Origin of the sequence: Margalitia sp. FSL K6-0131 (genome assembly GCF_038008735.1) — a bacterium.
In the GTDB taxonomy this organism is placed as follows: Bacteria; Bacillota; Bacilli; order Bacillales; family Bacillaceae_C; genus Margalitia; species Margalitia shackletonii.
Genome location: NZ_JBBOZS010000001.1, coordinates 4,653,499 through 4,674,855 on the forward strand (window position 1 = coordinate 4,653,499; position 21,357 = coordinate 4,674,855).

General features: G+C 37.2%; 18 protein-coding genes and 1 other annotated feature (1 of these 19 only partly in view). Of the genes, 3 read left to right on the plus strand and 15 right to left on the minus strand.

Annotation, left to right across the window (positions count from 1 at the left end):
* Positions 1 to 200: a binding site (T-box leader), on the minus strand; it reaches 47 nt to the left of the window's first position.
* Between the two features lie 34 nt (positions 201 to 234).
* Together NSQ59_RS22780 and NSQ59_RS22785 are read right to left on the minus strand one after the other, a co-directional pair.
* Positions 235 to 1,047: an aminoglycoside adenylyltransferase domain-containing protein gene (locus tag NSQ59_RS22780; protein WP_340832839.1), complete on the minus strand. Its 813-nt coding sequence runs from the start codon at positions 1,045 to 1,047 to the stop codon at positions 235 to 237.
* Positions 1,044 to 1,997, minus strand: coding sequence for a GNAT family N-acetyltransferase (locus NSQ59_RS22785; protein WP_340832840.1), 954 nt, complete (start codon positions 1,995 to 1,997; stop codon positions 1,044 to 1,046). The genes NSQ59_RS22780 and NSQ59_RS22785 overlap by 4 nt, the downstream gene beginning before the upstream one ends.
* Before the next feature lie 464 nt (positions 1,998 to 2,461).
* On the opposite strand from NSQ59_RS22785, the gene NSQ59_RS22790 reads away from it, so the two are divergent.
* The gene (locus NSQ59_RS22790) at positions 2,462 to 3,418 is read left to right on the plus strand and encodes an alpha/beta hydrolase (RefSeq protein ID WP_340832841.1); all 957 of its coding nucleotides are present in this window, start codon (positions 2,462 to 2,464) and stop codon (positions 3,416 to 3,418) included.
* Positions 3,419 to 3,470: 52 nt separating this feature from the next.
* On the opposite strand, the gene ltrA (NSQ59_RS22795) is transcribed toward NSQ59_RS22790, so the two are convergent.
* The 10 genes from ltrA (NSQ59_RS22795) to NSQ59_RS22840 all read right to left on the minus strand — a co-directional run bounded on the left by ltrA (NSQ59_RS22795) (position 3,471) and on the right by NSQ59_RS22840 (position 15,689).
* Entirely contained in the window at positions 3,471 to 4,730 is a 1,260-nt protein-coding gene (gene ltrA / locus NSQ59_RS22795; RefSeq protein WP_055737770.1) for a group II intron reverse transcriptase/maturase, read from the minus strand.
* A gap of 634 nt (positions 4,731 to 5,364) precedes the next feature.
* Entirely contained in the window at positions 5,365 to 6,621 is a 1,257-nt protein-coding gene (gene ltrA / locus NSQ59_RS22800; RefSeq protein WP_340828527.1) for a group II intron reverse transcriptase/maturase, read from the minus strand.
* A 593-nt stretch (positions 6,622 to 7,214) separates the two neighbouring features.
* Entirely contained in the window at positions 7,215 to 7,862 is a 648-nt protein-coding gene (locus NSQ59_RS22805; protein ID WP_340832842.1) for a YcnI family copper-binding membrane protein, read from the minus strand.
* A 13-nt stretch (positions 7,863 to 7,875) separates the two neighbouring features.
* On the minus strand, positions 7,876 to 9,495 hold the full coding sequence (locus tag NSQ59_RS22810) for a copper resistance CopC/CopD family protein (RefSeq protein ID WP_340832843.1): 1,620 nt from the start codon (positions 9,493 to 9,495) through the stop codon (positions 7,876 to 7,878).
* A gap of 28 nt (positions 9,496 to 9,523) precedes the next feature.
* The gene (locus NSQ59_RS22815; RefSeq protein ID WP_340832844.1) at positions 9,524 to 10,099 is read right to left on the minus strand and encodes a DeoR family transcriptional regulator; all 576 of its coding nucleotides are present in this window, start codon (positions 10,097 to 10,099) and stop codon (positions 9,524 to 9,526) included.
* 432 nt (positions 10,100 to 10,531) lie between these two features.
* Positions 10,532 to 11,248, minus strand: a complete 717-nt coding sequence (locus tag NSQ59_RS22820; protein WP_321198680.1) for a hypothetical protein — start codon at positions 11,246 to 11,248, stop codon at positions 10,532 to 10,534.
* 344 nt (positions 11,249 to 11,592) lie between these two features.
* Positions 11,593 to 13,224, minus strand: coding sequence for a hypothetical protein (locus tag NSQ59_RS22825; protein WP_340832845.1), 1,632 nt, complete (start codon positions 13,222 to 13,224; stop codon positions 11,593 to 11,595).
* A gap of 2 nt (positions 13,225 to 13,226) precedes the next feature.
* Positions 13,227 to 14,006, minus strand: a complete 780-nt coding sequence (locus tag NSQ59_RS22830; protein ID WP_340832846.1) for an ABC transporter ATP-binding protein — start codon at positions 14,004 to 14,006, stop codon at positions 13,227 to 13,229.
* 100 nt (positions 14,007 to 14,106) lie between these two features.
* A complete protein-coding gene (locus NSQ59_RS22835; RefSeq protein WP_340832847.1) occupies positions 14,107 to 15,183 on the minus strand; it encodes a DUF4871 domain-containing protein in 1,077 nt (358 codons plus the stop codon).
* Complete coding sequence (locus NSQ59_RS22840) at positions 15,180 to 15,689, minus strand: RNA polymerase sigma factor (protein ID WP_340832848.1); 510 nt, start codon at positions 15,687 to 15,689, stop codon at positions 15,180 to 15,182. Before NSQ59_RS22840 ends, NSQ59_RS22835 begins: the two co-directional genes overlap by 4 nt.
* 296 nt (positions 15,690 to 15,985) lie before the next feature.
* Between NSQ59_RS22840 and NSQ59_RS22845 the strand changes: the two genes are divergently transcribed.
* On the plus strand, positions 15,986 to 16,810 hold the full coding sequence (locus NSQ59_RS22845; protein ID WP_055742319.1) for a GDSL-type esterase/lipase family protein: 825 nt from the start codon (positions 15,986 to 15,988) through the stop codon (positions 16,808 to 16,810).
* A 285-nt stretch (positions 16,811 to 17,095) separates the two neighbouring features.
* On the opposite strand, the gene NSQ59_RS22850 is transcribed toward NSQ59_RS22845, so the two are convergent.
* Positions 17,096 to 17,908, minus strand: coding sequence for a VOC family protein (locus tag NSQ59_RS22850; RefSeq protein ID WP_340832849.1), 813 nt, complete (start codon positions 17,906 to 17,908; stop codon positions 17,096 to 17,098).
* A gap of 83 nt (positions 17,909 to 17,991) precedes the next feature.
* Positions 17,992 to 19,224 (minus strand): ATP-binding protein, encoded by a 1,233-nt coding sequence (locus NSQ59_RS22855; protein ID WP_340832850.1) that lies wholly within the window; start codon positions 19,222 to 19,224, stop codon positions 17,992 to 17,994.
* A 220-nt stretch (positions 19,225 to 19,444) separates the two neighbouring features.
* Between NSQ59_RS22855 and NSQ59_RS22860 the strand changes: the two genes are divergently transcribed.
* Positions 19,445 to 19,912: an NUDIX domain-containing protein gene (locus NSQ59_RS22860; RefSeq protein WP_126649536.1), complete on the plus strand. Its 468-nt coding sequence runs from the start codon at positions 19,445 to 19,447 to the stop codon at positions 19,910 to 19,912.
* Between the two features lie 93 nt (positions 19,913 to 20,005).
* Here NSQ59_RS22860 and spoIIP read toward each other — a convergent pair whose 3' ends face one another.
* Positions 20,006 to 21,169 carry a stage II sporulation protein P gene (spoIIP, locus tag NSQ59_RS22865; RefSeq protein WP_340832851.1) on the minus strand — a complete coding sequence of 388 codons (1,164 nt, stop codon included), beginning with the start codon at positions 21,167 to 21,169 and terminating at the stop codon, positions 20,006 to 20,008.
* Positions 21,170 to 21,357 lie beyond the last annotated feature (188 nt).

The following is a 21,357-nucleotide window of genomic DNA, read 5'->3' on the forward strand; positions in this document are numbered from 1 at the left end:
AAAGTAAGCGCACTTTACCGCACGGAAATATTATTTCGATGCGTTGTCTCTTTTAACGGTAAGACCGATCCGCCCAACCTACTATTATTTCAGTCAGGAAGCTCAGAAGCCCATTCAGCAAAAGTCACACACTGATTTTCACCAGCCATCAGCTCTCTTAAGTGTTTCTCAAGCTTACTCTTCTTCATCATTGCTCTACATTATACTAATTATTATATAGAATAAATTTGTAAATTACAATACCTCTCCATTCGCATCTACCAAGTCATTGCAATGTTGAATAAGAAAGGATAAAAAGTTTACTGCATCCGAAATTCTTTCTTCGTTGGATTGGTAGCTGCTTACCTCGGATTTTTCACGAATTCTGATTGCTTCTTGGATAATATTATTCCATTCTTTCGGAAGGTGGTTCAGTGCATATTTGCCGGCCCCTAGTTTTGAAATAATTTCATGCTCTTTTATCGTGTAAAATTGCCTTAATACTCCAAGAACAGCCCATTCAATTTCCGCTTCAATGAGCTCGTCTGGAATCGCGGAGAAATCAAAAGTTCTATAATTCCTCACTCGATTTTTCCAATAAGAATTCATGTTAGCATGAACATACTTAATGAAGTCCTCTGGCTCTACGCCAATTTTCAGCTGATCAATAGCAGGGCCAATAATTCTAATTCCAGAATGTTTTAAAACCCACCATGTAATAGGGTTTTGATTAAAAGCACCAGTCGCATGCATTATTCCGCCATTGTAAAAGGGAGTAGAGCCCGTTTCTGTATTCTTACCGATTTCATTTAGCTGGAGATACATGCCATCTAATTCCGGTTTCGGATACCTCATTGCAATTATTTGGTGAATTTTTTCTAATGTTTGAATATCCTCCGGCATTAATGGACGCTTGGTAATCGTTAAAAAATCCACATCACTGGAATTATCATAGGCATTCAGCGCGATGGAACCATGGAGATAGACTCCCTCTATCGTGTTAGGCAGTTTATCATAAAGCAGTTCAACGTAATCTTTTATCAATTGGTTTACGATTATCGGTATCATAGAACCTCCTTCATGGGATCTATTTCATAATAGTAATGAATGATTCTGTTATCCATTGTAAAACCTGATTTTTCATATAGGCTAATCGCTGATGTGGGATTATTGGCATCTACGGATAAGCGAATCTGCTGGATATTATGTGCCGCCATTCTTCTGATCACCTCATGGAGCAATGCTTTTCCAATCCCTTGCCCTTGATAAGATGGACGAACAGCTAACGTAGAAATGACGGCATGCTGCGGTTCTTCTTCTCGTCCACAAACGAAGCCAATGGGATCATTCTTTTCATTCCTGCAAAGAATATAGTAATCTGGTGAAAATTCTAAACTATTAAATTCGTAGATAACATTTTCCGGATTCATCCCGTCTTTATTTTTTCGCCACGAGAAGGCTTCATTGTCTATCATAGCCCAGTCCTTAGCATCTCTATGTGTTGGAGTTAATAAATGATACCCATTTGGCAAAATAGGTTGTTTTGGAGCTGAATTGGATTTTGTCCATTTATAAGAATACAGGTCCGTATTCTTCTCCAATCCAAATTTCTCTGCTAACTCGTTCTGACCTGCCTGATTCACTGTAACCATTTGATTATAAATAATTTTCTTTTTTTCCTGCGCCGCACGCTGGTTTAAATATTTTAACGTATTCTTAAGGAGCAAAGAACCAATCCCTTTTCTTCTATGCTGATGATGGACGGTTCCATAGCTATACACATTAATATACTCATCACTTCTTACAAAACATAAAGATTGATAGGCAATAACTTGGTCCCCATTCCATCCAACAAATGTATTTTCCCTGATTTCCTCTCCAGGCTCGTCTAAAAACTGGTTGAATTCTTCGATCGTTGTAGTTGCTTTTGTTTGAAGATGTTCGGCATTTTCATTTAGCAGTTGAACGATTTTATCAGTATCTTCGTTTTGAAATAACCTAATGCTTGTGGCAGTCATTCATCATTCATCTCTCTCGGTCTATAAATTTTAGAATATACTGATATTCTAGCGTACTTGTTTATTCATTTCTATAATTCTCCAGTTTATTTATTTGTTCCCTGTTTTTAAGTTAATGTGACCCTTAGGCTAGTTTATGTGACCTCTTTTCTCCTGAATGGGACCCCTTCTCCTTTTAATGTTCCCTATTCATTTTTTCGCTCCCTGTTGCGAAATTCATGCTACCCTTTTACTAGTTTATGTGACCCTTTTTCTTCTGAATGAGACCGCTCTCCTTTTTATGTTCCCCGTTCATTTTTCCGCTCCCTGTTTCGAAATTAATCCTGCCTTTTCCCTCGTTTATGTGACCAGTTCACAATTTGTATGTACCCCTTTAATTATTTTTTCACGACTTTTTTTATTGTTCCGACACACTGTCTTCTCGTATAATTTCTTTAATAGTTGAACACAAGGGGTGGGAAGGCATGAAGATATCATCAGAGTGGATTCGAATGGATGATCAGACAGAAATTTATTTAAAAAAATGGGAAGCAGAAGATGCAAGCCCCAAAGCTATTCTCCATATATCACACGGAATGGCGGAACATATTGAAAGATATGATGAGTTTGCCAGTTTTTTAGTTTCTAATGGAATTTTTGTATATGGCAATGATCATCGCGGGCATGGTCAAACGGGGGAACGGGCAGGGCTTCACGGATATTTCAGTGATGAAGATGGTTTTGAGCGAGTGGTGGATGATCTTTATGAGATTAATAAGGTAATACAAAAAGAATATCCAGGCACACCGATATTCTTGTTCGGGCATAGCATGGGATCTTTTTTGGCAAGAAGGTATATACAAAAATATGCAGATTCTATTAACGGTGTTATTATTTCAGGAACAGGCGGCAATGCTGGGTTGCTCGGGAAAGTCGGAAAGAGCATTGCTAAAAGGGAGATGCGGAAAAACGGTCCGAAAACACCAAGCCCACTCATGAATCGGTTAACATTCGGGAACTACAACAGAAATATTGAACAACCGAAAACGGAGTTTGACTGGTTAAGTAATGATCCCCACCAAGTAGAAAAATATATGAAGGATCCTTATTGCGGGTTCGTTTGCAGTGCCGGATTTTTCTATGATCTTCTTACTGGGATGGAAAGGATTCATCAGAACCAGCTTATTCAATTTATTCCCAAGGATTTGCCAATGTTTATTTTTAGCGGAGAGGAAGATCCGGTTGGCAGAAGATCAAAAGGGGTCCTGAAAGTTATTGATCAGTATAAACGAAATGGATTGAGAAATATTGATAGTGTTTTTTTTAAAGAAGGCAGGCATGAGATGTTAAATGAGATTAATAGGCAGGATGTGTTTAATGCCGTATATAATTGGATTTTAAGACAATTGAGGTTTTTAAATCGAGTAGGAGGAGGTGACTAACCCCCGACCTCTCACACCACCGTACGTACGGTTCCGTATACGGCGGTTCCATTTATGTCTGACGTAGTTGAGAATATCTCACATAAAGACTCTTCAGCCCTCGCATCTCCCAATAGGAGTTTGTGAGGGTTTTCTGTAGGATTGGGCTTCTGGCTATTCTCCAATATTTCTTTCTAGAGTTTCCCCATTCGTATGCCTTCTCTTTTGGAATCCCTAATCCAATGAGTTTTCTTACTTTGGTTTTTGGTTTCTTCCATTCTTTCCATTGGCACATTCTGAGACGCCTTCTAATCCATTCGTCTAATTCTTTGAAAATAGTGGGTGTATCTGCTAATGCATAATATCCGCACCAGCCAATCAAATATTGATTCAGCTTCTCTATTCTATAATCCATTGGAATTGGTTTTGACCTTGAAGTTAATTCTCGTATCCGTTTCTTGACACGTTGAATACTTTGGTTTGACATCCGCACCTTCGGTTTCTTATGAAATGTGAAGCTAAAACCTAAAAACTTTCTTTTCCAAGGTCTGTCTACAGCTGACTTTTCTCGATTCACCTTTAGTTTTAGAGTAAATTCAATGAAAGTAGTAATCGAGTCCATTACTCGCTCTCCGGCTCTTCTCGATTTTACGTAGATATTACAATCATCTGCGTATCGGACAAACTTGTGCCCTCTCTTTTCTAACTCTTTGTCTAGTTCATCTAGAACGATATTGGAGAGTAAAGGACTTAATGGTCCACCTTGGGGCGTACCCTCCTCGGATTTCGTTATGACTCCATTAATCATAATGCCAGACTGTAGATACTTCCGAATTAGTGATAGGAGCGTTCTGTCTTGAATCCTTTTGGATAGAGTCCGCATTAATCTATCATGATTGACTTTATCAAAGAATTTCTCCAAGTCCATGTCGACTACCCATCGGTATCCCTCTTCGATATATTTCTTCGCTTGTCTAACACCGTCATGACCTCGTTTGTTTGGTCGAAAACCATAGCTCTGTGTTGAAAAAGTCGGGTCGAAGATAGGGGTTAAAATCTGAGTAATCGCCTGTTGGATGAAACGGTCTGTCACGGTTGGGATACCTAATAACCTTACTCCACCGTTCGGTTTTGGGATTTCAACCCGACGGACAGGAGAAGGTTGATAAGTACCCTCCATTAAGGATGTTTTAAGTGTATCCCACGTTTCGAGAATATGTCTTCGTAGGTCTTTTACGGACATATTGTCTACTCCATGACTTCCTTTGTTCTTTTCTACTCGCTTTAATGCCAATAAAAGATTTTCCCGTGACAGCATTCGTTCCATTAACATTGAGATTTATCCTTTCTACGTGAACAATACATTCTCATTAAGTGGGTTCTTTACTAAGCCCTCCCGAAGTCCCCCATGGAATTCACCATTTCTTCCTTTCAGGTAGGTTCCGTAAGAATTTTCTGCTTTCATACATAAAGAACCGTTTGCCGAGTGTTTGTTCTCCTAAAATGGTTCAGTCCTTCCTTGATTCTCTCGAGCAAACCAAGTACTACGACTTCGGCTGACTTCTGATTGTTCAGCTATCCATTACTAGATAGGTTACCAAGTGTACTTGGCGTATCAACCAGACCTCCCCGGGTAAGAGTGCAATCTTTCCTTCCATCTATCTGCTTCATTTACTTTGTATCACCTTCGGCAGAAAGGACTTTGTTTTGTATTGCAAACTCATCCAATGATACCTAGCCTTGTATGAAGTTCGTGTTCCTCAGACCGGAAGTTTGCCGCTCGCTTCCTTCAGATTCCGCGTCACCACGGACACCCTTGCGTTAAGCTAACTGCTACTTCTGCCTTCACAGTTCGGGACTTTCACCCTAGAGACTACACCCATGCCGGGCGCAATCGAGTAGGAGGGGGTGACTAACCCCCGACCTCTCACACCACCGTACGTACCGTTCGGTATACGGCGGTTCACTTAAGTATGACGCAAATGGTTGTATCTATCTAACAGACTTTTAAGCTTTTGATTTCTCCAAAACTTTAGATTTAGTGTTGTGTGTAAGATAGGACTATTCGAAATGCGCCAATATTTCTTACGAGAATTTCCCCATTCATGGGCCTTCTCTCTTGGAACGCCAAGGGATATGAGCCTTTTAATTTTTGTTTTGGGTAGTTTCCATTGTTTCCAAAGGCACATTCGGAGTCTTCTTCGAATATGTTCATCCAGTTGTTTAAAGGGAGTTGGCGTGTCTGCCAGCGCAAAATATCCGCACCAACCAACAAGGTATTCATTTAGTTTCTCAATACGCAATTCCAATGGAATGGGTTTTGACCTTGATGTTAGTTCTTTTATTCTACTTTTAGCTCTCTTTATACTTTCTTTTGCGATACGGATTTTTGGATTACGGTTTGATGTGAAGCTGAATCCAAGAAACTTTCGTTTCCACGGTCTGTCCACCGCACTTTTCTCTTCATTTACTTTTAGTTTAAGCTTCTTTTCAATGAAAGTAGTGATAGAACTCTTGACACGTAAACCTGCCTTCTTGGTTTTTACGTAAATATTACAATCATCTGCGTAGCGGACAAATTTGTGTCCTCTTTCCTCTAGTTCCTTATCTAATTCATCTAACATGATATTGGAAAGTAGTGGACTTAATGGTCCACCCTGAGGAACACCTTCTTCGCTGATAGTTTCCACACCGTTTATCATAATCCCCGACTCTAAGTATTTTCTAATTAACTTTAGAATCGTCTTATCCTTGACTCTTTTTGCTAGGAGTCCCATAAGCATATCGTGATTTACCTTGTCGAAGAACTTTTCTAAGTCCATATCTATTACCCATCTGTAGCCCTCTTCTATATATTGCCTTGCTTCCCTAACGGCATCATGTGCCCTTCTTCTGGGTCTAAACCCATAGCTATGTTCGGAAAAGGTTGGGTCATAGATTGGGGTTAATATTTGGGCAATCGCTTGTTGGACAAAACGGTCTGTCACGGTAGGAATACCTAATAAACGAACGCCGCCATTTGGTTTCGGGATTTCGACTCGTCTGACTGGCATAGGCTCATAGGTTCCGTCCTTTATTGAATTTCGGATTTCTTGCCAATTTTGTAGAATATGCGCTCGTAGGGATTTTACAGGCATTTCATCTACTCCATGGCTACCCTTATTCTTTTCGACACGTTTCAATGCCGAAAGTAGATTGTCCCGTGACAGTATTCGTTCCATCATTTCGATACATCCTTTCACGTGAATATACGTGCTATTTGTGCCATTGTTTATTCCACCCTCTTAAAGTCCCCTGTGGAATTCACCACTTCCTCCTTTAAGTAAGTCCAATTGGATTGTCTGTATCATCATAAACAATGAACGCCTAGTGTATATTCTCCTTAAATGTTCAGTCCTTCCCTAACCATCTTAAGCTAGTCAGGTACTATGACCTCTGCTGACTTCTGGCTGTTCAATTACCCTTCACAAAGTAAGTTACCGAGTGTGCTCGGCATTTCAGCCAGACCTCCCCAGGTAAGAGTACAGTCTTTCTCCCCATCTATCTGCTTCATTTACTCTGTATCATCTTTGGCAGAAAGGACTTCGTTTTGTTTGGCAAACTCATCCAATGATACCTAGCCTTATATGAAGTTCGTGTCCCTCAGACCGGAGATTTGCCGCCCGCTTCCTTCAGATTCTGCGTCACCACAGACACCCTTGCGTTTAGCTACTGCTACTTCTGCCTTCACAGTTCGGGACTTTCACCCTATAGACTGCACCCATGCTGGGCGCACCAATAAAACGGCAATCAACCATTTGATTGCCGTTCTTTTTCATTATTTCTTTTTACGAAGTGATGCTATAAGAGCAACTACCGCAATAACTAAAGCCACAATAGAAAGAATAATTGGTGTTGAATTAGATTCTTCTGATTCTGTTTTTGAAGTGTCTTCTTTTACCTTATTGTCAGCGTGATGATTATTTGCAGTTGCCGCACTTTCATTTGGTTGAGCTGTTGTAATAGATGTAATGGAGTGTGGTGTGTCGGATTTTTCATCTCCAGTCCACTCTACAATTGATCCGTCTTTATAATATTGATAAGCATCCCATGCTGCACTTCCCTCTTTATCAGGGTTTTTCGCAACAAAGTTGAATTGCTGAAATTGGCCAGGTTGAATCCCATCTCCAGTTGCTTCCCATGTGACCATTGTTACTTTTCCAGACGTGTCTTTCTTTGTTGTAACTTTCCACTCTGGTACAGGCTGATATTCTTGGAACTCTACCCCATTTGGAATTTTCAAGGTTACTTTTGTGGTTGGAATTTCTTTTTCAACCGGAATTTTAATCGTATAAGTTTCCCAAGCACCTGGCGCAGAAACATTTGGTTTTACCGTAACATGCGCACTTGCTATGCCAGCGAATAAAAATAAGCCGGCGATTGTTGGCAAAGTGATTTTGGTTAAATTTTTAATGAATTTTTTCATTTTCTTTTCTCCTTTACTGACTCCCCGCTGTAATGGTAAAGTCTGCATCAATATTTTGTAGTGATTCCGTTAAACCGTGAACATGAATTTTCCAGCGTCCTGCCATACTTAGAACTCCAGTTACCGGCTTGTTCTCTTGCAGGTCGTTACGATTGAACTGGACTTTATTTTCTCCCATATCCATATCAAGACATATTAGAGATAACGTTACTTGATCAAGATTTTGGACCTGTTTCCCTTTTCGAAGAATATCAACCTTGAACTCATTTTTACCTATTTTATTTGGCGTAATATGAAGAGTGATGGAATATCCATCCTTTGTGACTGTCGTTTGTTGTACATCCCCTGGTGCAGCAAGTCCTGTCGGTAAGTTGGTTAGGATCGCTGCAAGAATGAAGACAATGACACCAACACCAAATTCAATCCATATGGATGGTCCCAGTGCTTTCTTTTTGCTTTTTCCTCTTAAAAAGTTAAAAAGTGCGAATCCTATCATGAATAATAAAAGAACAATCTTCGCGATAATGATTTGACCATACGATGTATGGAAAAGAGCATTAAATGTCGGGATAAATTGAAAGCTTTCATACATTCCCGTTGCTACGATAATGGCGACAAATGCTGCACCCCAATACGAATATCGTTGGATAGAGGACCAATAAGATGTTTCATCCTCTTTTTTTCGAAGAAGGAAAATAATCGCTAATAAACTTCCTATCCAAAGTGCTGCTGCAGCCATATGCAGAAAATCTATTGTTATCCCAATTGATTGATATTTAAAGGTCGTTGCATGTCCTATAAAGGATTTCGAAACTAAGATGGCAAACAGCGCTATGATTCCTGCATATGCCATTTGTTTTTTTCCTTTAGAATGGATGAATAAATAGGTAATGAAAGATAAAATAATCATTAGTCCTATTTGTACCAGCCATATATGGCCAAATTTTGTATCTTTAATGGTTTCCATTAACAAGGAAAAATGAATGGCGTTTGTCCATGATAACCCGGAGTCTATCGTAGTCTGAAGCGGAAGACTTAGCACAATACTTAGGAACAATCCCCAGATAGAATAACGCAAAATTCGGTAGACTTTGTTGGAAAAGTACAATGATTTTCCCTTATAAACAAATAAAGAGAAAAAGAGAACACCGACAAATAATGAACAACTAATATAAAATAACCAGCGAATGACGATCATATCCGCATGTGGCGTATAACCGGATGTAGCAGCGGCAGCTTGCCCGACACTTTTTCCCGCATTGCCAATTTGGAATGGTATTGTTCCATTAACGGGATGTCCATCACTTGAAATAATATTCCATTGAATGGTGTATGTACCGTCCCCTAAGTTGGATTTCAAATTTCCTTCAAGAATCGTTTTGTTCTTTTTATTGATATGGGCATCGTTCCGATCCACTCTTTTACCCGTTTGATCCAATACCTTTAGTGACCGAAATGCAGGCTGGATTTCCTCATCAAATTGAATACTGACTTTTGAAGGTGATTTTTCCAACACTTCGTCTTCTGCAGGCGTGGATTTAACAATATAGGCATGTGCAGATGATGTATGTGGTAAAGATATTAATAGGATTAATACAAATAAGAACCAAGTAAAAAATTTATTTATTTTCATCAATTGTTCCCCCCAATCTTATTCCAACTTATGAAGAACAATGATCCGAATGCGGATTCTTCATCCGTCTTTTCAATTCCGAAATTGCCTCTTCAAAGGTAAAAATGGAACCTCCAAAGCCCTTTTGAAACTGTTCTATTTGTTTGTAAGATTCAAATACAATGGCTTGCGGTTTGCAGCAATTCATATGAAAATCAGCACCGATTAGGTAATAGGCGATTTTTGCACTAATGGTTGTCCCGCTTAAAAAGTCCTTACAAATGATTTGTGAAACCTGATCTTCAATATCCGCGTACCGAAGTAGACCACAGTGTGGACAACAGTTATGTTCAATAGTTTGATCTATTTTAATTAATTGCACACTATGTCTGGTGTTCGCATCTTTATAACAGTATGTACAATTTTGCGAGAGGATGGGTGATGTTTGAATAAATGAAATACCACGAGATGTCTTTAATATTTTATTTTGATCAATTAGCGGCTTAATATCTCGATAGATCGTCATTTCCGATACATCAAGCCTTTTACTAAGTTCAGACACTGTAACTGTTTTTTCCTTCTCCAGCCATGTTAATATTTGCTGTTGTCTTTCTGCGGGTAACATTTAAAAACCTCCTATATCGGTTCTTCCTATACACTACTTGTTTCCAATTGGAATATCAACCTATTATATGTGACTATTTGTGAAAAAATGTTGTATTTTTTCAGACGAAATAGTGACGAATACAGTAAGGCAGAGCAGGATTTGTTACCATAAGATGAACGTGGGAAGGTTTTCAGGTATCAAATACACCCTATTCCTGTACGATTTTCTACTGGATTCCTATTGCCTTCACCAAACTGCCACTTTTCTTCTCCTCGCTGTCACGGATTTGGGTACGATTCGATCACTATTATTCCCATTTTCTATGCTTGACCTTGATACTGGGCACGTTTTTAAAGTTTTTACGCGTAACTCTGTTTTTTAGGCATATCACGTTCGTAGCAAATTTCCTCATCAAAAAAAGCTATACCCTATTAAGCATAGCTTCTTTCTTTACATATCCACTTTCACTACAAATGGAGCTACAAACACTTTTCCTTCATATTGAAATTGTCCCCAGATTTTGTAGACACCTTTTTTCGGGAAATAGACCATAAATGTTACATCTGGACCATGTTCTTTTGACGGCATTGGATGGATGTGTAGATATTCTTTTAAATCTTTGCTTATCGCAACCGCATGACCCATTGCACCCATATAAGGCTCTAAGTTGGTGATTGGCTTATTTGTTTTGGCATCACGAATAGTAAACTTCATATCTAAGTCCATGCCTGCCATAATATGATCAAAGGAAAGGGTCACTTTTTTCCCATCAATCACTTTTGTCATATGCTTGTCCGGTGCAATCGATTCTTGGGCGGGAGCATCTCCCTCCACATGAATCCAATGTCTTTGCAGACCATTATCCTCCGAGCCTTTTGGGGTAAACTCTGTAATGATATTATAGTCACCAGCTGCTGGAAGGGAGGTCTTGATATCAAATTCACCATTCCCTTTATACTCGGGGTGAATATGGGAAAAATAAGATAGGTCTTTACTTACAATAATCATATGCATTAATTTTTCATGAACTACATCGAATTTCGGTATTGGTTTCCCTTTCTTATCCTTAATTAAAATAGAAATAGGGAAATCTTGATTTGGTTTAATTTCCTTAGGGGTTGTCCAATCAGCTTCCGTCGGTGTCACTTTCCCTTGCATCGAACTCATGCCCTTATGTTCCATTTGTGACATAGGAACATTTACTGCACCTCCACATCCAGACAAGACAACCGTTACAACGAGCAAAATAGAAATGAGATACTTTTTCAGTTGTTATTCTCCTTCCTAATTTTATATTTTTATCCATTTACATTATAATGTTGAACATTTGCAATGTAAAATTCATATTTATTTTTTATAAAAAAGTACCGCAGGAAATACAGTCCCTAATATCTAAGCCTAGTTTAATGGGTATCTGCTATCCATTTTAATATTAACCTCTGTTGCAGCAATCATTTTTGGAATAACTTATTGGATTATTGCATGAAAATAAACGTGCCACCAAAAAATGGTTAGGCACGTATCCTTTTCTTCCAAAGAAAAAGGTTTGCAACCAACATAATAAAAATGTAGATATACACACCAAAGCTTGCCAAGGTGCTTAAATAGTGCAGCACGGCAAAAATGGCAATTGGGATCATCAAAACAAAGATTTTCCAACTTTCTGTTTGCCCAACCGATTCAAAGCTTTCCGAAAATGGAATGACTTTTTTCAGGATGATAAAACAAATAATCGAATAAAAAGCGGAAATTAAAAATACCAGAATAAGGTCTGGGATGACCCTTACCCCAAAAATGGCGATAAATAAAAGACAAAGTACCAAATACAATGGGAGGTAGAGACGTACCAAGAACGCCTTCAATGTTCCCTTAAATAATGGGGATAGATGGTCAAGAGGTAATGCTTTATATATCCATGCACCTTTATATTTTCCAGAAAACTTAAGCATGGTGATGACACTTGGAATAATGATCATCGTAGAATAAATTGTTAAGTATCCTTTTCCAGAGGAGATACTGGAAAATCCGCCGTCTCTAAGACTATTAAACAAAAATATAAAAGGCAAAATGATCGCGAACCCTAATGATGGATAGACCTTCAGCTTAAAATCCCTTTCATTTTTCATCATCAGGCTGGCAAAGCGGAAAAATGCCTGTTCTTCTTTTCCTGAACATATCATTTTGATGAAGCTGCTTTCTAATTTGCTTCGTTTCTTTTCTTTTTTCACACTATGCGTGGCAAGCTTTTGCAGATTTTTCTCAAAAGCCGGGACTAACCGCAAATAGATGAAAAAGGCGATAATTGGAACAACAATAGCCAGAATAGAGAATAGCACGTAAAAAGAATCAAAATGTCCGTTTAAAATCAGTTCATATGGTGCTCCAAACCACATCGGGATAATAAACACCTGCCACCATTTTGGAGTGAGTACCACATGAAAATTGATAAACTCGAATGATCTTCCCAGCACTTGATAGCCAATCATAATGGAAAATGATAACCCAATTTGGACGTAATTTATAATATCCTTCAATTTTTCCCCATCAAAGAATTTTAAAATTAACATGTAAATCAATGCCGTTATTACTAGTATGAATGCTTCCATTAATATGATAAGAATAATAGATAGTAAGAAAAAGATAATCCCATGTCTAAAAAGTCCTACAATCAATGGAATTGCAACGATAGATCCTGTTAAATAGAACAAGTAAATGAATACATGCATCATCTTGGCTGCACTGATTGTTTTCTTATCAATTGGCCTTGTATGTAAAATATTCTTATCGCGAATATCGAGTAAAACAGAAGAAAAATCGGAGATCATCGATGTCATGACGATAAACATAACAAAGCCAAAAATAATACTCATTTGAAAAAGATAATTTTCGCCGAGAACAATAAACGGGATTGTGAGTAGTCCAAAAAAGGCATACAACCAAAGGGATTTTAAAAACCCATTTCCATCGTCTCCCGCTTTCTTTTTCTTACTTTGCGCCCCTTGGCTAAAGATGGTCGGTACCCTTCTCTGATCCATGATAAGTTTGACTTGCAGTATTTTTCTCATGGCGGGATAATCGACACCAAACTTTTGGAATAGACCGCTAAATTTGTCTAAAAACTTTAATGTTCTAATATCCCTCATCTCTACACCTCTTGTACGACAGAGACAAATCTCGTACCAATATCCTTATGTTCATGAAAATCAGTTAGCTGATTAAAGATTTCCTCCAACGTTCCTTCCATATTTTGATCCTTCAGCTCCGCAAAGCTGCCATCCGCAGCAATTTTCCCACCATGAAGCAGAATAATTCGGCTGCTGATCTTCTCCACCACATCCATGATATGGGAGGAATAAAAGATTGTCTTTCCCTGTGCAGCCAACTGAGATAATATTTCCTTGAATATCATGACACTATTAGCGTCTAAGCCATTAATCGGTTCATCTAAAAATAAAATATCCGGATTATGCAGCATGCTTGAAATAATAAGAAGTTTTTGCCGCATTCCTTTTGAGTATGAGGCAATTCGAGAATGGTACACTTCGCCTACACCGAATAATTCCATTAAACTTTTAGCCTTATAATCTGCAAGGTCACAATCCAGCCCATAAAGCTCACCGATAAAAGTTAAATACTCCTGTCCTGTTAAATTATCATATACTTCCGCAATTTCAGGCACATATCCAATTCTTCTCTTGTAATCTATATTTCCATCAGATATATCCCTTCCAAAAATCTTAATTTCACCGGAATATCCCTCTTCAATGCCCAACAAGAGTTTTACCGTCGTACTTTTTCCAGCACCATTTGGCCCTATATATCCAATAATCTCTCCTCGTTCAACGGTGAGATTAATTCCCTGTAATACTTCTTTTGATCCGTAATTTTTTCGTAAATCACGTATACTTAAAACTTCTTCTCCCATTACTCACACCCACTTTTAGTCGATATATTCATATTTTAGCATATATTTCCTGATGAGTGGTGGGTAAAAAGGAAGTCGGATAATGTTCTCACTATCCGACTTAATGCACCTTTATAACAATATAATCAAATGGCTTATTATTTAAATATACATATAGGCACCAAACTCCTGAGCTAGGAAAGTACATATCACAAGGGATATGCTGGTCTGCTCCATGTATAGGACCTATTAGCTGATTGGTCGAAAAAATCTTTGTTACATTCCCCGAATCCTTTTTCATTCCAATTATTTTTACCGGACCTTGTAATTCGTTTTTATCTCCCCAAAAACCCCACAAATATTTACCAGGGTGGCTAGCAGTAAAGTCAGATTTCATTATGCCTAACTTTCCTTTTTTTCCAATCATCGTTGTACTATTATCTGATTTGAACGTTGGGCTTAATGTCCAATCTACATTATGAAAAATTTGTTTGTCATAGAAGCTTTGCACTTTTTCCTTATCGGTAAAAGTGTAGTTTAATAGATTTTCCCATTGCCGTTGATTCTTAGATAATTCCCGTAATGTTACACCGTAAAAGCTTCCTAGTTCTTTTCTGGTTGTATGGAAGGATTGTGTACCCTCTTTTGTATTAACATCAAATGAAACCTCATCGACATTTTTTATCAGAATAAATAAAGTGGTTGCGTTATAAAGAAAAATTCTTTCGGTGTTATCCCTGCTCCAATACTTTTCATTCGAAATGTAATGAACATGGATTCCGTACGGTTCTTTTTTCGTACTTAGGGAAACTCCACCTTTTATATACTGATTGCCAGGCAATTGCTGGAGAATTCCCACTACGGCGCTGCTATCACCAACATAACTTTCTCTGTACGGAATAAGTTTTTTTATATCGACCTTATTCTTATGATCAATGGATAAAGAAAAGGAGCTGGTGTTGGTATTATTGCTGTTTTTTATCATACTGCTCGCCACAGTGAAACTGAAAATAACTAAAGCAAACACCCCAACCAGAGATAAGACGATCTTCTTTGTATAAAAAGCAGGCTCTTTCTTTTTATAGAGATCATCCCTCATCAAGGAAAAGTAAATGTTGTTTTTCACTTCCGTATTTAATTTTGGTTTAGGCAAATTTTTCAGCTTATCTTCTATCAAATCTTCGTTTGGATGGTTCATCTATCTGTCCCTCCTAACTGCCTTTGTAAAGCTTTTTTTGCACGATGATAAGTGGAGCGAACCTTGTTATCACTCCAGTTCAATATTACAGCAGCTTCCTCTGTCGTTAGCTCATTGATTCCCCTAAGGATTAAGATGTCACGATAATTTTCTTTTAAGGATTGAATCGATTTATATAAAAGCTTATTTTCCTCATTTAATTCCAGAAAGAAATCTGGTGTGAGGTGATCAATCGGCTCTATATTCACCTGATTAGCAAGTGGCTCCCTCCATTTATTTCGTTTTCTTTTCCTGATTTCATCAATTGCCACATTACGAGCAATGCTGAAAAGCCAAGTCTTCGGACTTGAATTTCCTTGAAAAGATTGCAAGCCTTTTATCGCTCGAATAAATACTTCTTGAACTAGATCTTCCACATCACTCGGCCGAATCCGGTAAAGGAAAAATTGATATATATCGTCGCTATACTGATGAAACCAATCGGAAATGATTTTTTTACTATCCACATTCTCACCCTCCGATATCGGTCTTCTAATTAGGTTGTTTTCGTTAATTGCTTTAAATCCTATATTATTTTTAGTTTCGGGGCATTTTTTCTTAAAAAGGCTACAACCTTAAATACGGATTTTTTTTATATAAACAACGAAGTTTAAGCTACCTTTAATTACATTAGACGAATTGATTTTATGTATATCGCAGTTTTTTTAAAAAATTTTCCGAGGTTGAAAACATATTGGATTTATTTTCAGAATGAAATGATGCCTAACTTGTTATAATGTAAAAATATAAGGAGAGAAGCAACATGAAATGGATTAAATATATACTTATTTTATTTATTATCGTTGCAGGAGTCGGAGCTGCTTGGTATTACTACCCACAATATCAAATAAACAAATTGCAAAGAGCACATGCAATGTCTGCAAAAAAACAACATCATAAGGAAACTTCCTATTTACAATACTTTGCTAAAATGAAAGCACATAAAATTCATCATTTAGCTATTGGAGATTCGGTGATTAAAGGAATTGGCGCAAATCAACAGGAAGATTTCATTACACAGTTTTCAAATGAATTAAAACATGCTACTGGAAAAACGGTTATTTCAAGCAATGAAGGCATTCCTGGCATTACAAGTACGGAGCTTAATGACCTTATCCAGCAGGGAAAGTTTGATAACGAAATAAAAGGTGCAGATATTATTACCGTTAATGTGGGGGGAAATGATATTCTTCGATTGGCTAAGCAAAAAAATATTTATCAAACGATTCAATCTTTCCGTACACTGCAAAACGATTTTGAAAATAACCTAATGCAAATAACGACGCACATCAATAGGCTAAATCCAAAAGCAACATTAGTCTATTTGGAATTATATAATCCACTTAATCCAAACAATCAGTTTTACGGATTGGCTAATAAATTACTGCCAAAGTGGAATATTAATATTTATAAAGCAGCCGATCAAATCCATTCATCAATCGTAGTGGAAACATCTAAAGTTATCAATGATAAGCATTTACAATACCTTAGCCCTGATGGTGTTCATCCAAATTCAAAAGGCTATTTAGCAATTTCGAGGAAAATGTTCTACGAATTCCAGCATACTGCAATGCCGACATCGACATAATAGTGTAGTGCAGAGCACCTAAAGTAGACGGTCAGCCAGATCTACAGCTTATAGTAGTTACGGACTAATAATGGCAGACACTAGTTCCGTTATTTGTGACAGAATGGGGTAAATCCTAATGTTTGCGGACACAGGTTCCGTTATATTACAAAAAAGCAATCATTTTCTTGTGTTTTTGCGTGATTAACGGATTCTGTGTCCGGTTAGCTCTTAAATTAGGACCATTTAATAAAAATAGCGGAATCTCTGTCCGCTATTTTTTAAGATCGAAGACAAATTTGTTTTTTATCCCTGCCCTATTACTTGAAAATATGAACCTAGAATCTTTTGTGCCGGAATAGACTGCTCTCCTTGTAGCCTTAGCAAAAACGGCCCTTCTCCACGTTGATTCAAATAATCAGAAAGAAAACCATCACCTGAAGGAGAGGCGAACGTGAGATTTCCTCCCCCTAAGGAAAGCTGAATACAGGTCGCTTTTAGCTCCTCATCTACATAAGGGGAGCTTTTCTTTAATCCAAAAAAACGGCTCCATTTTTCTGTTTGCCTTTCCAGATCCCAGACAGCAAACACCAAATCCTGTATTTTCACTCTACCAATAGAATGTCCATTTATTTTTTCTTTTAAATCCAGCCGACGCTCCTCATCACTCTGATCCCATTGAATGATAAAAGGGAAAGGCAATTCCGTTTGCTCATGCTTAATAAAAAGCATTTTCCATCTGATAGTTACACCATCATCTCTTGTTCTCGTCCCTTCAACTGGCCCATCTATGTTAAAACCAAGTATGCGCGCCTTCTCAGCAACCTCCTCTATCTGATTTGTTCGCAGAGCGATTCTATTAAACCCTTGAATAGTCGGTAAAAGATTAATAGCTTGATTAGTAAGATCATGATGGAGCGCCGCTTCTTCCGCTTTAACACGATCCCTTATCCCCAAAAATTCAATATAGCTTAACCCGAAATAAGCTAAAGAGTTATAGGTCCCCCATTTTTCATGGTTACCTCCTACAAAAGCATGAAGTCCAATACTTTTCATTTCTTCCACCGCTTCTTGTGGGTTTTGAACAAAATGGACAAGATGATCGAATGAAAATTCCATTGGGTTTCCTCCGTTCCATTATATAGACTGCTGCATATCTAAATTATGATTATATTTGTGTTTCAAATACTTATCCTTGCATTCTAAATTGCAATTGGCTTTTCTGTTGCAACTGGAAGCCGTATTTCAATTGTCGTTCCTACGTTAACCTTGCTGGAAATAAGGAGATTGCCGCGATGCCCTTCAATGATTTTATAGCAGGTCATTAATCCCAGGCCTGTCCCCTTTTCCTTTGTTGTATAAAATGGTTCTGCAAGCGAAGGGATACGTTCCTCCGGTATTCCCACCCCCTGATCGATAAAATAAATGGAGATCAGGGAATCATCCTTCTTTTCCGCCTTTATTTGAATAATTCCTCCATGTGGCATCGCTTCAATAGAATTTTTCAAAACATTAATAAAGACTTGTTTTAATTGATTTGCTTCTCCTAAAATGTATGGCAATTGATCTGCGTACACCGTTTGAATTTCTATATTTGCCAAAATAGATTGTGTGTTAATTAAAGTCACAACATCATCTAGGATCAACGGAAGATCAACCTCTTTATAATCAACTGCTGTTGGTTTTGCCAATACAAGAAATTCCCCTAAAATGTGATTAATTCTATCAAGCTCTGAAAGGACAATATCATAATACGTTTTTTCCTCTGTATTAGACCGGAATAACTGAATAAAACCCTTAATAGACGTCAGAGGGTTCCGGATTTCATGTGCAATTCCTGCTGCCATTTGTCCAACAAGTGCCAGCTTTTCTGATTTTTGAAGCATTTGTTCGGTTTGTTCCTTGCTCCTGGTAATATCCTTGCAAATGGATAATACTGCAGAGCTTCCTTCATAAACAATAGATAAGGATGTTGACTCAATATAAATATTCTTCCCGTCTAAAAGTTTTAATTTCAGATTTGTGACTGAAATAGGCTCTGTTGTTTTATGTAAATAATCCAACCTTTCTTGTATCTGCTCTTTTTTCTCTTCATCAATAAAATCGAAAATGGACTTTCCGACTAATTCTTCCATCTGAAGGGCACCTACTAATTTTAAGGCAGATTTATTAACATAAAGAATGTCGTAGTTTCGGTGAATAATGACCGATTTAGGAAACAGTTCAATTAACTGTTTATAATTCTCCTCACTTTCCTTTTTCTCCTTTGCAAATAACCTTACTTTATCAAGCTGCCACCCAACAAACCATGCAATGATTGCAGCAACGGTAAAATCGATTATTGCTAATAAAAGACCATCGCTAGAAAAAAAATATTCGACAATTGAAAACAAGAAAGAAATGCAAATAAGTGTAATACGCCCCGTCTTTTTCATATTGGACCCCTTATTTTCTAATATAAGTCAATTATACCATGTTGGTTTTAAATTTTATAAAAATTCAAAATTGAATTTATAAACATTTTTTGAATGTCCTAGTAAACGGAATAGGTTTTAATATAAGATAAATTAAAGAGCGTACTTAAATGAATTTAGCACATCATCATTTATTAAAAGACAGCGTTTTATGAAAGAAATACGTTTAAGGTGGGATATGATGGATTATTGTGAAGATATAAGAAAAATGATTGGAAATTCTCCATTAATTGTTGTACGCCCATGTGTAGCTATTCTTAATAAACAAGGAGAAGTATTATTGACTCGAAACGCAGGCGGAACTTGGAACATACCAAGTGGGATTTTACAGTTAAATGAGTCCGTTGAAGAGTGTATGTCACGAATTGTTCTAGAAGATATAGGTGTAAAATTACTGAAGCTAAAATTATTAAGTGTATATTCAGGTAAGGAATTAATCAATCGTGTCCTGGAAAGCGGCGATGAATATCATCCTGTTGCGATCGTGTACTTATGTACTGAATACGAAGGAGAAATAAACCAGAATAACCATCAAGAAAAAGAAGCACGGTTTTTTCATTTAAATCAGTTACCCGAACAAATTATTCCCTTTATTAAAAACAATATATCTAAAATAAAATCTAATCTTGAAATAATAAATGGTAATTAAGTTATTGGGAGATTTTCCAATTAAAAAATAGCTTAGGACAATACCTGAGCTATTTTTTTATACAAATCAAGTTGATAATTAATAGGAGAAAGTTTAGCCATTTACTTCTTCCGCTTTCCAATAATACTCACTAAATACTTTAGCAAAAGCATCCACCGCATTATATAATTCTTCTAAATTATTATCGACACCACCAAACTCAAGCAAAATAGAACGATTAGAAAGATCTTGGTTATAAATCCCATTTCCATCACTCTTGCTCTTAATAAAAACTCCACGACTCAGACCCGGATATAACTTCTCTAACAAAGAGTTTAGTTCCTTGGCATAATTTAAATTCTCTTTATAATTTTGATTTTCTTTTCCAACAATGATATCTATTCTTGCATATTTTTTGTCATTAATAGTCGTTGTAGTAATCGCCTTTCGTTGCGAGTCCCGATGAATATCTATTAAAAACTTTACGTCACGATCCCCTGTCATCGCTTCCTGAACATGCTCACGCGAAAGGGAGTATGAATTATTATAATTCCAATTTTTCCCCTTTAATTCTGCACCCATATTACTAGTATCATGTTCTACACCAATACCTTTATTTATCAAGTCTTGACTTAGTCTCGTTCCTACAGCTACTACGTTAATTTTATTATTTGTACTTGTTGCGTCATCGGGTACTTTAGCACCGTTGATTAGCGGTAAAAATGATTCCCAACTATGTGTATGATAAATATATACTGCCTTTTTCAAGTTGTTTTTATCATCTTGGCCTTGTTGATTGTTTCCTCCAGAGTTATTCTCCTTATCATTTACGTTTTGTTCATCAGCTATTTGCCGCTCCTTCGTGATGTCATCATCTGATTTAGGAGGAGGATCAAATGGAAGATTTGTAAGGTTTGTCCCCTTTCCAGCAATTGCAATTTCCGTATTGTATACATCTAATCCTGGTATTTCGCTCCCAAGTAGAGTAATAGACTTGGAGGGATTGATATTTGTTACTAGAGTGAATAGAACTTTAGATAGAGAAATATCAGCGTTGACATGCTTGCCCGTAAACAACGAGTGGTTTTCACTTTGTAGCATATAGACAAACAAACCTGAAATATCTGACTTGCTCATAGAATGTTTTAAGGATGCGGATGAAGGACTCAACGGTGAAATGACTAAACAGAATACAAATAAAAAAACCATTATCACACCAACAAATATCCTGCTCAAAAAAACGACAATATGGATTGGTTTATGATTTTTTTCAAACATTTGTCTACCTCCTATTACTAGCATTCTATGAATGTAACTTTGTTGTTAGAATCTAATAGATAAATTTCTTAAAGAAGATTCAAGTCATTGTTTCTCTTGTAACGCTTGTAGGTGAACAATAATCAAAATGATTACGATTTATAATGTATATGCTGTATAATTCAATCCTATTTCTCAACTAGGAGGAG